The 13538-nt window shown below is 71.2% G+C and carries 11 protein-coding genes; 2 read left to right on the top strand and 9 right to left on the bottom strand.

Annotated elements, in window-relative coordinates:
• Positions 1–16: 16 nt before the first annotated feature.
• The 6 genes from ACFWJX_RS31300 to ACFWJX_RS31275 form a co-directional block, all read right to left on the bottom strand.
• Complete coding sequence (locus tag ACFWJX_RS31300; RefSeq protein ID WP_383249688.1) at positions 17–1063, bottom strand: S1 family peptidase; 1047 nt, start codon at positions 1061–1063, stop codon at positions 17–19.
• Between the two features lie 338 nt (positions 1064–1401).
• Positions 1402–2304: a S1 family peptidase gene (locus tag ACFWJX_RS31295; RefSeq protein WP_383249687.1), complete on the bottom strand. Its 903-nt coding sequence runs from the start codon at positions 2302–2304 to the stop codon at positions 1402–1404.
• 395 nt (positions 2305–2699) lie between these two features.
• On the bottom strand, positions 2700–3590 hold the full coding sequence (locus tag ACFWJX_RS31290) for an LLM class flavin-dependent oxidoreductase (RefSeq protein ID WP_383249686.1): 891 nt from the start codon (positions 3588–3590) through the stop codon (positions 2700–2702).
• 52 nt (positions 3591–3642) lie between these two features.
• On the bottom strand, positions 3643–4404 hold the full coding sequence (locus tag ACFWJX_RS31285) for an amino acid ABC transporter ATP-binding protein (RefSeq protein WP_383249685.1): 762 nt from the start codon (positions 4402–4404) through the stop codon (positions 3643–3645).
• Positions 4405–4446: 42 nt separating this feature from the next.
• Positions 4447–6204 (bottom strand): FAD/NAD(P)-binding protein, encoded by a 1758-nt coding sequence (locus ACFWJX_RS31280; RefSeq protein WP_383249684.1) that lies wholly within the window; start codon positions 6202–6204, stop codon positions 4447–4449.
• Positions 6201–7058, bottom strand: a complete 858-nt coding sequence (locus tag ACFWJX_RS31275; protein ID WP_383249683.1) for an amino acid ABC transporter permease — start codon at positions 7056–7058, stop codon at positions 6201–6203. Before ACFWJX_RS31275 ends, ACFWJX_RS31280 begins: the two co-directional genes overlap by 4 nt.
• Positions 7059–7470: 412 nt before the next feature.
• Between ACFWJX_RS31275 and ACFWJX_RS31270 the strand changes: the two genes are divergently transcribed.
• Entirely contained in the window at positions 7471–8427 is a 957-nt protein-coding gene (locus ACFWJX_RS31270) for an ABC transporter substrate-binding protein (protein WP_383249682.1), read from the top strand.
• Positions 8428–8452: 25 nt separating this feature from the next.
• Here the strand turns inward: ACFWJX_RS31270 and ACFWJX_RS31265 are convergent, their stop codons facing one another.
• Positions 8453–9643, bottom strand: coding sequence for a DUF5685 family protein (locus ACFWJX_RS31265; protein WP_383249681.1), 1191 nt, complete (start codon positions 9641–9643; stop codon positions 8453–8455).
• Between the two features lie 347 nt (positions 9644–9990).
• Here ACFWJX_RS31265 and ACFWJX_RS31260 point away from each other — a divergent pair, with 347 nt between their 5' ends.
• Complete coding sequence (locus ACFWJX_RS31260; protein WP_383249680.1) at positions 9991–10431, top strand: cell division protein SepF; 441 nt, start codon at positions 9991–9993, stop codon at positions 10429–10431.
• A gap of 35 nt (positions 10432–10466) precedes the next feature.
• Here ACFWJX_RS31260 and ACFWJX_RS31255 read toward each other — a convergent pair whose 3' ends face one another.
• Together ACFWJX_RS31255 and ACFWJX_RS31250 are read right to left on the bottom strand one after the other, a co-directional pair.
• Positions 10467–11663, bottom strand: coding sequence for an acyl-CoA dehydrogenase family protein (locus ACFWJX_RS31255; RefSeq protein ID WP_383249679.1), 1197 nt, complete (start codon positions 11661–11663; stop codon positions 10467–10469).
• Positions 11664–11836: 173 nt separating this feature from the next.
• Positions 11837–13432 (bottom strand): MFS transporter, encoded by a 1596-nt coding sequence (locus ACFWJX_RS31250; RefSeq protein WP_383249678.1) that lies wholly within the window; start codon positions 13430–13432, stop codon positions 11837–11839.
• Between the last annotated feature and the right edge of the window lie 106 nt (positions 13433–13538).

Genomic DNA, 13538 nt, shown 5'->3' with positions numbered 1-13538 from the left:
GCCGAAGGCCGGGGCGTCAGCCGATCTGGGTGCCCGTCGCCGACAGCGCCTCCGTCACCGGCTGGAAGAACGTCTCCCCGCCCGAGGTGCAGTCGCCGCTGCCGCCGGAGGTGAGGCCGATCGCACTGCTGCCCGAGAAGAGGGAGCCGCCGCTGTCGCCGGGCTCGGCGCAGACGTCGGTCTGGACGAGGCCGTTGACGATGTCGCCGTTGCCGTAGTTCACGGTGGCGTCCAGGCCGGTGACCGTGCCGTCGTGCACCTGGGTCGTCGAGCCGCTGCGGGTGACCTTCATGCCGACGGTGGCCTCGGCGGCGCCGGTGATCGCCTGGGCGGAGCCGTTGTAGAGGTTCACCTCGCTCGGGTGGTCGACCTCGGCCGTGTACTTGACCAGGCCGTAGTCGTCGCCGGGGAAGCTGGAGGTCTCGTTGGTGCCGATCTCGGCGCCGGAGGAGTCCGACCAGGTCGAGATCGACTCGGTGCAGTGACCGGCGGTCAGGAAGTACGGCTCGCCGCCCTTGACCACGTTGAAGCCGAGCGAGCAGCGGCCGCCGCCGCCGGTGATCGCGTCGCCGCCCGCCACGAGGGGCTTGAACTCCCCCTTGCTGCGCTGGAGTTCGGCCTTGGCGCCGAGCCCTTCGACGACCTTGGTGAGCTTGGCCCACTCGGCGGCGGAGACCGTACGGTCGGCGGTGACGACGACCTTGTTGGTGGTCGGGTCCGTCACCCAGGCGGTGCCCGGGATGGTCGCGTCCTTCTTGAGCGTCGTACGGGCGCTCGTCAGCTCGGCGAGGGAGTTCTGAACGAGTCTGGCCTCGGCGCCGGCCGCCTCGACGGTCTTCGCGGCGGCCTCGTCGAGCACGTTCACCACGAGGCTCCTGCTCTGCGCGTCGTAGTAGATGCCGGCCGCGTCGGCGCCGAGGTCCTCGCCGAGCGTCGAGCCGAGCTTTCCGGCCGCGAGGGCGGAGAGGAGCCGGGGCTCAGGGGTGTCCGGGGTTTCGCTAGCGTTCGCAGTCTGGAAGGTGACTCCTGCGGCTACGAGAGCGGCGATGCCCGCTCCCGTCATGACGGCCCGTCGCCTGGGTATGCGTCGGTGCTTCAACTCGGGTCCTCCTGTGGGGGGCGGACCGGACGGCTGTGGGGGCCGTCGCGGCCCGGAAGGCTGGGTTGACGGGCGTTCACTCTTCCGAACCGCACAGGGCGCACACAAGGTCGAACGGAGGACGCGCACAGGGTGAGCACCGCGCGCCCTCCGCACCTTCACCACCCCGGGAGCCAACACTGGGTAAATCGCCGGTAGTTCGCTTTGCAAATACTACGCGGGTCACATGGACCGCTCGGCGGGCACGCGAGAGCCCCCGCACGCCGGTCGCGTGCGGGGGCTCTCCTGCGGGACGGAACGGGTTAGAACACGCTGACGCCGTACGCGTTCAGCGCCTCCACCACGGGCTGGAAGAACGTCGTGCCGCCGGAGCTGCAGTTGCCGCTGCCGCCGGAGGTCAGACCGTAGGCCACACCGTTGCTGCCGTAGAGCGAGCCGCCGGAGTCGCCGCCCTCGGCGCAGACGTTGGTCTGGATCATGCCGTAGACGACGTCGCCGCCACCGTAGTTGACGGTCGCGTTGAGCGCGGTGACCCGTCCGCTGTGGGTGCCGGTGGTCGAGCCGTCACGGTAGACGGTGGTGCCCACGGTCGGGTTGGCCGCGCGGGTGATGTCCACACCGCCGGCGGTGCCCGCCTTGGCGACCGAGGTGTTGGTGTACCGGACGATGCCGTAGTCGTTCGTCGGGAAGCTGGAACCCGCCGTGGTGCCGAGCGTCGTGGTGTGGGACGAGTTGGACCACCACGTGCCGGCGCCGTCGGTGCAGTGACCGGCGGTCAGGAAGTAGTAGTTGCCCGCACTGTCACGGACGTTGAAGCCGAGGGAGCAGCGCCAGCTACTCGCATAGATGGCGTCGCCACCTTGGATGTACTTCTGGAACTTGCCCTCGGTGCGCTTGATCGTCAGAGCGTCGGCGTCGCCGCCGGCCTGCTCCTTGATCTTGGCGATCTCGGCCTGCGAGACCGTGCTGTCGACGGTGACGACGAGTCGGTTGGTCTTGCTGTCGACCGCCCAGGCGGTGCCCGGGACGTCGGCCTTGAGCACCGAGTTGCCGGCGCTCTTGAGTTCCGCGGCACTGAAGGGGGTGGTGTCCGCGGCGTTCGCGTGGGGGATGGCGATGGCGGCGGCGGCCACGAGGCCGGTGGAGACGGCGATCAGCCGGGTGCGTCTCGTGATGCCGCTGGTGGTGGTGCGCTTGATCCTCACGTTTCGTTCCCTCCCAGGGGAATTCGGCGGGCCCGCGTGGGGTCGGGGCCCGTGAGGCGCAGTCGGGAGGCATCAGGCGTCCGGATTCCGTCCGGGGTTCCCTCCGGATTCCGGACACACCATGCTCCTGACAAGCGCTGAGGGGGAGTATTCGGCCGAACGGCCGGTCGGCGCAAGGGCGCCTTTCGGCCGTCAAGCTTTGCATCAACTGTGCGGGCCGGGCACCGACGGCCTGCCGGCAGCGTGGTCCGCCGTACGGCGCAAAGCGCCCCGGTACGGACTGAGTCGAGCAGTACGGGGGACGTCGACACCCCGGAACCGGCGCCTCGAACCTCACCCCCCGCACCTTCGGCCACCCGCGCCCCTGGATGTCCGGAAGTCGCCCCTCCGGAACCTCACGCCGGTCCTCCCGCGATCTGCCCGACCGGCCGGGCCAGGCCCAGGTGCTCCCGCAGGGTGCTGCCCGGATAGAAGGTGCGGAACAGACCCCGGTGCTGGAGCAGCGCCACCGTGCCGTTGACCAGCCGCTCCAGGTCGCGGCGCGGTTCGGCGGGGATGAGGTGGAAGCCGTCGACGGCACCGTCCCGGTGCCAGGAGGCGATCAGGTCGGCGAGGTCGACGGGGCCGCCCCGGTAGAGCGGGCCCCGCGCGCTCCGACGGGGACCGCCCCCGCCATGACCGGGCTCGGCGGCGTGCTCGCCGTCGCCGAGGTCGATCAGCAGGGCCGCCAGCACCCGCAGGGAATCCGGCTCCCGACCGAACTCCGCCGCCTCGGCGCGCAGTTGATCACGCATCGACCGGGCCTGCGCACGGCTCGTCACCCGCGCCAGTACGACATCGGCGTACCGGGCGGCGGCGCGGCGGGCGGGTCCGTCGGTGGCATCGGCCACGCAGCACACGGGGTGCCCCTGCGGGGAGCCGGTGAGGCCGGCGTGGAGAAGCGTCTCGCCGCCCGACACGTCGATCCACCGGCCCGCCCGTCCCCGGCTGACCCGGTCCAGATCGGCGACCGCGGCCACGACGTCAGCGGAATCGGCGTGCGGGCCGGTGACCGTGGGCACCAGGCCGACGCGGTGCGTGGCGGGCGCCGCCCGCGACAGCACGGCCACCGCGTCGAGACCGGGTCCGGGTCCGGGTCCGGCGGAGCTGTCGTCCAGGGTGACGAAGTCGAGCCCGCCCCGCTCGGCGAGCCGGATCAGCTCGACGTGTGCGCCGACGTCGTACACCCCCGGCAGATCGACGGCGGCCGCCAGATGCGGCAGACCCCGTCCGGACGATGACGTCATCGGCACACCCGCCTTCCCCGGCACGCGGAACCCCGGCCCACCGGACCTCGCCTCACAGCACCTTGGAGAGGAACAACCGCGTCCGCTCCTCCCTCGGCCGCTCCAGCACCTCCGCCGGCGGCCCCTGCTCGACGATCCGGCCGTCGTCCATGAACACGACCGTGTCGGCGACCTCACGGGCGAAGCCGATCTCGTGCGTGACGACGATCATCGTCGTGCCCTGGAGCGCCAGGTCCCGGATCACGTCGAGGACTTCGCCCACCAGCTCCGGGTCGAGCGCGGACGTGGGCTCGTCGAACAGCAGCAGCCTGGGTTCCAGCGCGAGCGCCCGCGCGATGGCGACCCGCTGCTGCTGACCGCCGGACAGCTGCCTCGGGTAGGCGTCGGCCTTGTCGGCGAGGCCGACCCGCTCCAGCAGCCGGCGCGCCGCCTCCACCGCCTCCTCGCGCGGCCGCTTCAGCGCGGACACCGGTGCCTCGATGACGTTGTCGACAACGGTGAGGTGCGGGAACAGGTTGAAGTTCTGGAAGACGAACCCGATCCGGGTGCGCTGGCGCAGCACCTCCCGTTCGGGCAGCTCGTACAGCCGGTTGCCGGACCGCCGGTAGCCGACGAGCACGCCGTCCACGCTGATCGCGCCCCGGTCCACCTTCTCCAGGTGGTTGATGGTGCGCAGCAGCGTCGACTTGCCGGAGCCGGAGGGGCCGAGGACGACGGTGACCTCCCCGGCGCGCACCGACAGGTCGATGCCCTTGAGGACCTCCAGCGAGCCGAAGCTCTTGTGGACCGACCTGATGTCGACCATGACACTCATGGCGTGATTCCTTCGTGTGAAAGGTGCGTTGACGGACGTGGGTCAGCCGACGGCGGAACAGCCCAGGTCACGCAGGAAGACCAGGGCGGCCCGCGCGGTGGCGTCGTTCTGCCGGAACGCCGGCCCGCCCGTCCGCGGCCTGGTGAACGCGCCCGGCGTCCGCCCGTCGGTATGCGGCCCGAGCGCGAAGCGCCGGGGATGCGGCTCACCGTTGCGGTCCAGGATCCGCCCGTCGAGGCGGTCCACCCGCAGCAGCCCGTCCGGGGTCTCGGCGGCGCCCTCCTGGTGCAGTTCGCGCAGCAGCGGGTCGCGGGCGCGCCGGACCGTCGGCTCGGGCAGCCGGGCCTCGACCAGCGCCCGTGCCTCGACCGTGGTCCCGGGCACGGTGGGACTCGACGCCCGGAACACACCGTCCTCGGCGCGTACGGCCATGTCGGCGCCGACGAAGTTCAGCACCCCCGCCCGGGACAGTGCGAGCAGTTGTCGCAGCCGGGGTCCGGGCGGACCGGAGGCCAGGTAGCTGAAGAAGCCGTGCCACCAGGACCCGATGTCCCCGAGCCGCACGAGCTGACCGTAGACGGACAGCAGCCCGAGGAAGACGGCCAGGTCGGGGCTGCGGCCGGGGTCATGGCGACGGCTCAGGTCGGCCTCGACGTACGCCCGCAGCCCTTCCTGGAACTCCTCGGAGGACCCGTACCGCACCCCGTCGAGCGGCCGGTCGAGTGCCGCCAGGTCGAGCCGGTCGCCCGGGTCGGGCACGGCGGACGCCACGAGGGTCTCCCGCTCGGCGGCGTCCCCGGCGGCGGCGTACTTCTCCTCGAAGTCGGTCCAGGCGATCGCCGTGCGCTCGGGGTGGGCGGCGAACAGCCGGTGGTAGTGGGCGAACCCCAGCTCCTTCTCCACCAGCGGCCACACGTCCCGCCGGAAGTCGAACCCCTGTGGCCGGGCGAGCAGTTCGGCGGTCTCGGCGGGGCCGAAGAACCTCGGCAGCGGCGGCCGTTCCCCGCTCCAGTCGTACCCGATCTTCGCGTGGTACGGCACTCCGCGCCGCGAGCCGACGTACAGCACGGGCTCCCGCCCCGAGGGGACGTAGGTGTCGCCCTCGTAGCGGCCGCCGCGGCCCTCGGTGAGCAGCACCATCAGGTCGACGAAGGCGAGGCCGAAGCCGCGGACCAGGACGGGTTCGCCGGGCCGCAGCGCGGACAGGTCGCTGTCGGCGGTGAAGTCCGGCGGGAGGTGCACCAGTCCGTGCTGGTCGGCGTATGCCGACAACGCCCGCTGCTCGTGGTCGAGTCGGGCGTCGAGGTGGCCGAGGGCGAGGACGACGAGGTCGGCCGGGAGCGGCCGGGGGCGGTCCTCCAGCCACACCTGTTGGCGGCCCTCGCGCGGTCCGCTGACGCGCAGGGCGCGGCGCGGGTGGTGGTGGACGGTGACGGACGGGGGCAGCGCGGCCACCGCCTGCTCGTGCACCCAGCGCAGATAGCCGCCCTGGAGCTGCCGGTCGGCGAAGGTACGACCGTCGATGCCGGCCCACTCGTGCAGGGTGGGCCCCTCCCGGACGGGTCCGGCCATGTCCACCGTGTCGTCGGTGAACATGGTGACGTCCTCGGCGTGCGAGTTCATCCACAGCAGCGGTGACTGCGCGGCCCGCCAGATGCGTCCGGCGCCCGGCGGATGCGGGTCGACGAGATGGATGTCGAGACCCGAACCGCCGTACAGCTCGGGCGCGTTGGCGGCGATCCGCTCGATGAGACCGGTCCCCCGCGGTCCGGCCCCGACGATCACCAGGGAGTGTCTCATCGGGTGCGCTCCGCACCGCGCGCGTAGTACTTCTCCACGTAGTGCTGGCCGACGCCGAGCAGCGAGGTGACGACCGTGTACCAGACGGTGGCCACCATCAGCAGCGGGATCACCTGGTAGGTGCGGTGGTAGACGAGCTGCACGGAGAACAGCAGGTCCTGGACGGCGATGACGCTGACGATGGAGGTGCCCTTGAGGGTGCCGATCAGCATGTTCCCGGCCGGCGGCACGATGGAGCGCATGGCCTGCGGCAGGACGATCCGCCACCAGCGGCGCCACCGGCTGAGCCCGAGCGCCTGCGCGGCCTCGATCTGCCCGCGGTCGACGGAGAGGATCCCGCCGCGCACCACCTCGGCGGCGTAGGCGGCCTCGTGCAGGGTGAGTCCGATGATCGCGACGGCGACGGGGGTGAACAGGTTCACCGTCTTCACCCCGAACAACTGCGGGTACAGCGCCCCGATGTTGAACCACAGCAGCAACTGCACCAGGATCGGGATCGACCGGAACAGCCAGACGTATCCCCAACTGACCGAGCGCAGAACCGGGTTGGCGGACATCCGGCCCGCGGCGAGCAGTGTGCCCAGGGCGAAGCCGAGCACCATCACCACTGCCGTCAGCCAGAGCGTGAGCCACAGCCCGCGCAGCACGGAGTCGGAGGTGAAGTAGTCCGCGACGAGGTCCCACCGGAACGCCTCGTTGCGCAGGACGGAGTTGACGGCGAGGCCGAGCAGGACCAGGACGGCGACGGCGGCCGTCCACTGTCCGAGACGGCGGTGCGGGACGATCCGCAGGGTGTCCGCGTGCTCCGGTATGTCCGGTGCGGCGGAGGCTTTGGCGAGGGTGTCGGAAGACATGCGAAGGCTCCGTGACTTCGAGTCGAACACGGGTGGGTGCCTTCACACCGATGCGCCGCGCGGCGCCGTACGGCCGAGCCCCTCAGCAGGGCCGTGCACCGAGAGTACGGCGGCGTTTCCCCTCGCTGTCAAGGCCGTCCACACTGTGAGCCGTACGTCTCAGGTCAGTTGACGCACCACCGGATGCCTGTTCCACTTGGCCCATGCATCCACAGCAGTGGCTGGTCACGCGCTCCCACATCGACTTCGGTCGAGTGTGGTCCTCTTCCTGTTGAGCTGACCCCCTGCGTGCCCTGATTCCAGGGCACCCCTTTTCGCGTTCTCCCCTCCCCCAGCTCTGCCTTCACCCGCGCCACCTCCCCTCGGCTCGCGCTTCCCGCCTTCCTTTCCGCTGTCTTGGAGACCGCACACGATGCGTACGTCCACGCGCTCACTCAGGCGCATTTTCGCCCCTTTCGCCCTGATCACGTCGGCGACCCTGCTGCTCACCGCCTGCGGCTCCGGTGCGGACGGCAGCGGGTCCGGCGGCACCGCCCAGGCGGCCGTCAAGTCCGGCGCGATCCCCACCGAGGACGTCGTCTCCGCCATCCGGAAGGACACGAAGGCCGCGGCGCTGCTGCCCCCCGGGGTGAGCGGCCTGACCGTCGCGGTCAGCGTCGGCGGCACCCCGCCGGGCACCAGCTACCTGGACGACGGCAAGACCCTGGCCGGCCAGGACGTCGACTTCGCCCAGGCCGTCGCCAAGGTGCTGGGGCTCGGACTCCGCACCGAGCAGGCGAGTTTCGAGGCGATCCTGCCCGCGCTCGACAGCGGCAAGTACGACGTCGGCATCGGCAACTTCGGCGTCACCACCGAGCGCCTCAGGACCATCGACTTCGTCACCTACATCAACGACGGCCAGGGCTTCGCCACCCGCGCGGACAGCAAGCTCACGAAGGTGACCGACCTGAAGCAGCTGTGCGGCCTGAACATCGCCACCGGCGCGGGCACCACGTTCGAGGCCACGCTGGAGGACAACAAGCACGTCTGCTCCGACGCCGGTAAGAAGGCGTACAAGGTGCAGACGTACAGCGAGCAGGGAGCGATCTGGTCGTCGGTCCAGCAGGGCCGCAGCGACGTCGTGATGTCCACCATCAACGGACTGCGCTACGCCGTCGCCCAGCAGGACGGCCTGAAGTTCCTCAACGAGTTCCGCCGTCTCGACGTCGGCTTCGCCTTCGAGAAGGGCACGAAGCTGGCCCCCGCCTTCCGGGCGGCCGTCGACGAACTCATCGCCGACGGCACCTACGCCAGGATCCTCGAGAAGTGGGGCACGACGGGCTCGGCGATCGAGAAGTCACAGATCTCCCCGCCCGAACTGAAGGAGTGACGGGACTGACCGGAGAAGGGCCGGACTAGCAGTCGCAGCCGCAGCCGTCGCAGCAACAGCTGTCGCAGCAGTTCCCGCAGCAGTCACAGCCCTCGCAGCAGTCGCCGCAGTCGCAGCGCTGGCACAGACCCTCCTTGGGCTCCCGGGTCCACGGGTCCTCGTACGTGCCGCAGCACATCTGGCACGTACAGGCGAGGCCCGACCACACCAGACACCCGGTGAGGAGGCCGCGCCGGTCGCGGTGCGGCGGCCGTGGGGGCGGCGGCGGACTGCCGGGACCCGACGGGGCGTACGGGTTGCCCGGCGGCGGCCCGTACAGCTCCGGCCCGTGCTGTTCCGCCGTGTGCGCGTGTCCGCACGAGGCGGTGCCGAAGGCCCGGTCCACCGAGGTGCGCAGTTCGTGCACGAGCAGCACATGGGCGAGCTTGGCGTCGGTGAACTCGGCGTCGCGCAAGGCCAGGCGAATGCCGTGCACCGCGTCGTCGGCGAGCCGCCGGGCCTCCACGAGGGAGGTCCCGGTGGCCGTGAGCGGGTTCCAGGCGCCCGAGGCGGCGTCGGTCTCCCGGTCCTCCACGGCGTCGAGGAGATGAGCGAGCCGGCCGAAGAGACGGCCGGCCTCGGCGAGCGGCTGGGCGTTGCCGGGCCGGCCCGCCAGGACCGCGGTGTGCGCGAAGGCCGCGGCGGTGGCCGTCTCGGTCGGTTCGGTGACGGTCAGCAGCGGTGTGCCGGGGCCGGCGAGGCCCTCGATGCCGACCTGCCGGTCCACGGCGTCCACCAGGACCGCCGTGTCGAAACCGACGGCGGAGCCGCCGCGCGCACCTGCCCGCCCCCAGCTCGTGGCCACCCGGCGCGCGGCCAGGGCGACCGGACGGCGTGCCAGCAGTCCGTCCCCGTCGGCGACATGGTCACGCACCTTGGCGGCGGCCAGCACCAGCGAGACGGCCGCCGCGAGACGGGCCCCCTCACCCTGGGCGACGGACGCGGAGCGCATACCGCGCAGCGGACAGGGCCCCGCCGTACGCCGCCATCCGTCGGTCCGTTCGGCCTGAGCCTCCGTCAGGACCGAGACGAGCAGGCCGTCGTAGTTGGTGACGATCCGCGCGAACTGTCCGTGGTCGCGCCGCAGGGCGAGGCAGAGCCCGCACAAGTGCGCCATCCACTGGGTTTTGAGCCCTTCACCGAGCCGGTGCCGGCACGGCCTCACGATCCCGAACATGTCCGATCCCCCGTGATTGTCTGTTGATCCCCACGACATCGAGCGGCCATGAGCACCGCCATGGGCTGCCGCATCGTATCGACCGATTGTCACGCGGGAACGGCTCGCCCCGTTCACCCGTCCGCACCGCCACTCACCCGTACGCCGTGAAGAATCATATTTCACTCACAGTCAGCAGCCGTGTGGGTCACGACCCTTGGGGCACTTGGACTCTCGACGGATCCGCTGTGCACCAGTACCGTCACAAACCCCCCGCGCGGCGTCTATCCACTTGGCGCGACATCCGCATCATGGACGACCATGGGGAATGCGGAAAGCAAGAATGACCGCTGTGAGAGGAGGCGTCCATGGGATCGGTACGCAAGGCAAGTGCCTGGCTTGGCCTCGTCGACGACAACAACGATGACGAGCGTTACTACGACGACGACTATTCCGAGGAGACCGACTCCGGGGACGCCTGGGTCACCGACCCGCGGGTCAAGGTCGCCAACGACACGGCCGAGCAGAAGGGCCGCCGGATCGGCACCGTGACCCCGGACAGCTTCCGGGACGCACGGGCGATCGGCGAGCTGTTCCGCGAGGGCGTCCCGGTCATCATGAACCTCACGGCCATGGAGGCCGGCGACGCCAAGCGCGTCGTCGACTTCGCGGCCGGGCTGATCTTCGGCCTCCGTGGTTCCATCGAGCGGGTCTCGACCCGCGTGTTCCTGCTCAGCCCCGCCAACACCGAGATCGTCAACGGCGACCCGGCCGCGCACCGCGCGGACGGCTTCTTCAACCAGAGCTGAGGCACGGCCGCTCGCCGGCCCTGCCCCTCCCGGGGTCAGCGGAAGGCGTCGAGTCCGGTGAGCGCCTTGCCCAGTACGAGCTGGTGCATCTCGACGGTGCCCTCGTAGGTCAGCACCGACTCGAGGTTGGTCGCGTGCCGCATGACGGGGTATTCGAGGGAGATCCCGTTGGCCCCGAGGATCGTCCGCGCCGTACGGCAGATCTCGATCGCCTCCCGTACGTTGTTGAGCTTGCCGAAACTGACCTGCTCGGGACGCAGACGGCCGGCGTCCAGGCGCCGCCCCAGATGGTGGGCGAGCAGAATCCCCTTGTGCAGTTCCACCGCCATGTCGGCGAGTTTGGCCTGGGTGAGCTGGAAGCCGCCGATCGGCCGCCCGAACTGCTCCCGTGACTTCGCGTAGTCGACGGCGGTCTCGAAGCAGGCCCGCGCCGCACCCATGGCGCCCCACACGATCCCGTACCGGGCGTGTGACAGACAGCTGAGCGGGCCCTTGAGTCCGACGACCTCCGGCAGCACGGCGTCGGCGGGCAGCCGTACGCCGTCCAGCACGAGTTCGCTGGTGACGCTGGCCCGCAGGGACCACTTGTGCTTGATCTCCGGCGCGGAGAAGCCGGGGGCGTCGGTGGGCACGACGAAGCCCCTGATGCCGTCCTCCGTCTGCGCCCACACCACGGCGACGCCCGCGACGGAACCGTTGGTGATCCACATCTTGCGTCCGTCGAGGACCCAGTCGGAGCCGTCCTTCTTGGCGCGGGTCCGCATGCCGGCCGGATCGGAGCCGTGGTCTGGCTCGGTCAGCCCGAAGCAGCCGATGACCTCACCGGTGGCCATGCGCGGCAGCCAGTTCCGCTTCTGCTCCTCGCTCCCGAACCGGTGGACGGCGTACATCGCGAGGGAGCCCTGGACGGAGACGAGTGACCGGATCCCGGAGTCGGCGGCCTCCAGTTCCAGACAGGCCAGTCCGTACTGCACGGCACTGGCCCCGGCGCAGCCGTATCCCGTGAGGGACATCCCGAGCGCCCCGATCCCGCCCAGCTCGCGGGCCAGCTCCCGGATCTGCGGCAGCTCGCCCTTCTCGTACCAGTCGGCGACATACGGCAGCACCCGGTCGCCGGCCCAGCCGCGCACGGTGTCCCGTACGGCGAGGTCCTCGTCGCTGAGGAGATCGTCGATCCCGAGGGGGTCGGACGGATCGAAAGGAGGCAGCACGGACCCCGAGGACGACGACATGATTCCCTCCGAAACCAGAAAACTAGCACCGCTAGTCACGCAACTCCCCCGACGTTACGACGCCCGGCGAACCCCGTCCAGCCCCCACTCCCTGCAACGCACGGAGAGCCGCCGCCTGAACCGAACCCCCACGGGCGTCAGGGGCGCCGCGTGGGTGGGAGACAGAACGGCCGTCAGGCCGAGACCCGCGACGGCACGGCTTCCCGGGGCGACGGCAGCTCCACCGCGGGTGCCTCGCACTGCATCACCCGCGGCAGCCGCAGCGCCATGACCGCGCCAAGGAGCAACAGCCCCGCGCTCACCACCAGCGTCACATGCAGTCCGTGCACGAAACAGTCCCGAGCCGTCTGCCGCAGGACCTCCCCGGCCGGCCCCCCGAGCCGCCCGGCGACCTCGTAGGCCTCGCCCAGTGAGTTCCCCGCCGCGGCCGACGCCGCGGCCGGCACCCCCGGCACCGACGACAGCCCCGGCGCGTAGGCCGCGTTCATCACGCTGCCCAGCAGCGCGATCCCGATCCCGGCGCCCAGCTGGTACGAGGTCTCGCCGATCGCCGCCGCCCCGCCCGCCTGCTCCGGCGGAGCCTCGCTCAGCATCGACTCGTACGCCCCGAACAGCGTCGTCTCCAGCCCGAACCCCAGCAGCAGGAACCCCGTCAGCAGCAGCCCCGCGTTGTCCGTCCCGCCCATCGAGGTCAGCAGGACGACCGCGGCGGCCGTGAGGCAGAACCCGGCGCACACCATCCGCCGCGGCCCGAAGCGCCGCAGCAGCCGCGCGCCGGCGAGCCCGGCGGCCATCGCCGCGAAGGTCAGCGGAAGCAGTCGTAGGCCCGTCTCCAGCGGGGACAGGTCCAGCACCAGCTGGAGATACTGCGCCGCGATCAGCTCCAGACCGACCAGCGCCAGCATCGCCAGCACGATGCACCCGACCGCCGTACTGAACGCGGGCCGCGCGAACATCCGCAGGTCCACCAGGGGATGCCTGCGCCGTCGCTGACGCCGTACGAACAGCACGATCAGCAGCGCGCCCACCGCCAGCGGCACCAGGGTGAAGAGACCCAGTTCGCCGCCGCCCAGCCGCTTCACGCCGAGGACGGCGCCGAACAGTCCGGCGGCGGCCATCAGCGCGCCCACGACGTCCCACGGCCCCTCCCCGGAGCCCTTGGACTCGGGCAGCAGCAGCCGCCCCACGGGCAGGCTGACCAGCATCAGGGGGATGTTGACGAGGAAGACCGAGCCCCACCAGAAGTGCTCCAGCAGGAAGCCGCCGAGCAGCGGACCGACCGCCGCGCCGACCGCGGCCACCGCACTCCAGATGCCGATCGCGAGCGCCCTCTCCCGCCGGTCGGGGAAGACCTGGCGCAGGATCGACAGCGTGGCGGGCATGATCATCGCGCCGCCGACGCCGAGCAGCGCCCGCGCGACGATGAGCACCTCGGCGGTGCCGGCGAACGCCGCCATCGCGGAGGCCACGCCGAACAGCGTGTAACCGAGCAGCAGGATCCTTCTGCGGCCGACCCTGTCGCCGAGGGTGCCGAAGAGGATCAGCAGCGAGGCGCAGACGAGGGGATAGGTGTCGACGATCCAGAGCAGTTCGATCCCGCCGGGCCGGAGGTCCTCGGTGACGGCGGGCACCGCCACGTGCAGCACGGTCGCATCGACGGCGACCAGGAGCAGGCTGACGCACAGCACCACCAGCACGACCCAGCGGTTGGCACCGGCCCCGGCCGCCCGACGGCGGAGCCGAACGGCGGCCGTGGTCGTCCCGGACATGAACGTACCTCCCAGAGTTTCCTCGGGTTCGGCGGGCTCGCGGGGTGGGGACTCCCCGGGGCTCGGCCGGAGAGGAGCGGTGGTCTCCGGCCCGCGCACTGAACGA

Source organism: Streptomyces sp. NPDC058335, from assembly GCF_042723915.1.
In the GTDB taxonomy this organism is placed as follows: Bacteria; Actinomycetota; Actinomycetes; order Streptomycetales; family Streptomycetaceae; genus Streptomyces.
The sequence above is the reverse complement of the archived record's forward strand: the minus strand, read 5'-3'. Positions and strand labels throughout refer to the sequence as shown.

Coding starts and splice junctions, on each gene's coding strand:
- ACFWJX_RS31265 (WP_383249681.1), bottom strand. CDS start 9,643: ATGTTCGGGATCGTGAGGCCGTGCCGGCACCGGCTCGGTGAAGGGCTC.
- ACFWJX_RS31250 (WP_383249678.1), bottom strand. CDS start 13,432: ATGTCCGGGACGACCACGGCCGCCGTTCGGCTCCGCCGTCGGGCGGCC.
- ACFWJX_RS31290 (WP_383249686.1), bottom strand. CDS start 3,590: ATGACGTCATCGTCCGGACGGGGTCTGCCGCATCTGGCGGCCGCCGTC.
- ACFWJX_RS31285 (WP_383249685.1), bottom strand. CDS start 4,404: ATGAGTGTCATGGTCGACATCAGGTCGGTCCACAAGAGCTTCGGCTCG.
- ACFWJX_RS31260 (WP_383249680.1), top strand. CDS start 9,991: ATGGGATCGGTACGCAAGGCAAGTGCCTGGCTTGGCCTCGTCGACGAC.
- ACFWJX_RS31280 (WP_383249684.1), bottom strand. CDS start 6,204: ATGAGACACTCCCTGGTGATCGTCGGGGCCGGACCGCGGGGGACCGGT.
- ACFWJX_RS31275 (WP_383249683.1), bottom strand. CDS start 7,058: ATGTCTTCCGACACCCTCGCCAAAGCCTCCGCCGCACCGGACATACCG.
- ACFWJX_RS31270 (WP_383249682.1), top strand. CDS start 7,471: ATGCGTACGTCCACGCGCTCACTCAGGCGCATTTTCGCCCCTTTCGCC.
- ACFWJX_RS31300 (WP_383249688.1), bottom strand. CDS start 1,063: ATGACGGGAGCGGGCATCGCCGCTCTCGTAGCCGCAGGAGTCACCTTC.
- ACFWJX_RS31255 (WP_383249679.1), bottom strand. CDS start 11,663: ATGTCGTCGTCCTCGGGGTCCGTGCTGCCTCCTTTCGATCCGTCCGAC.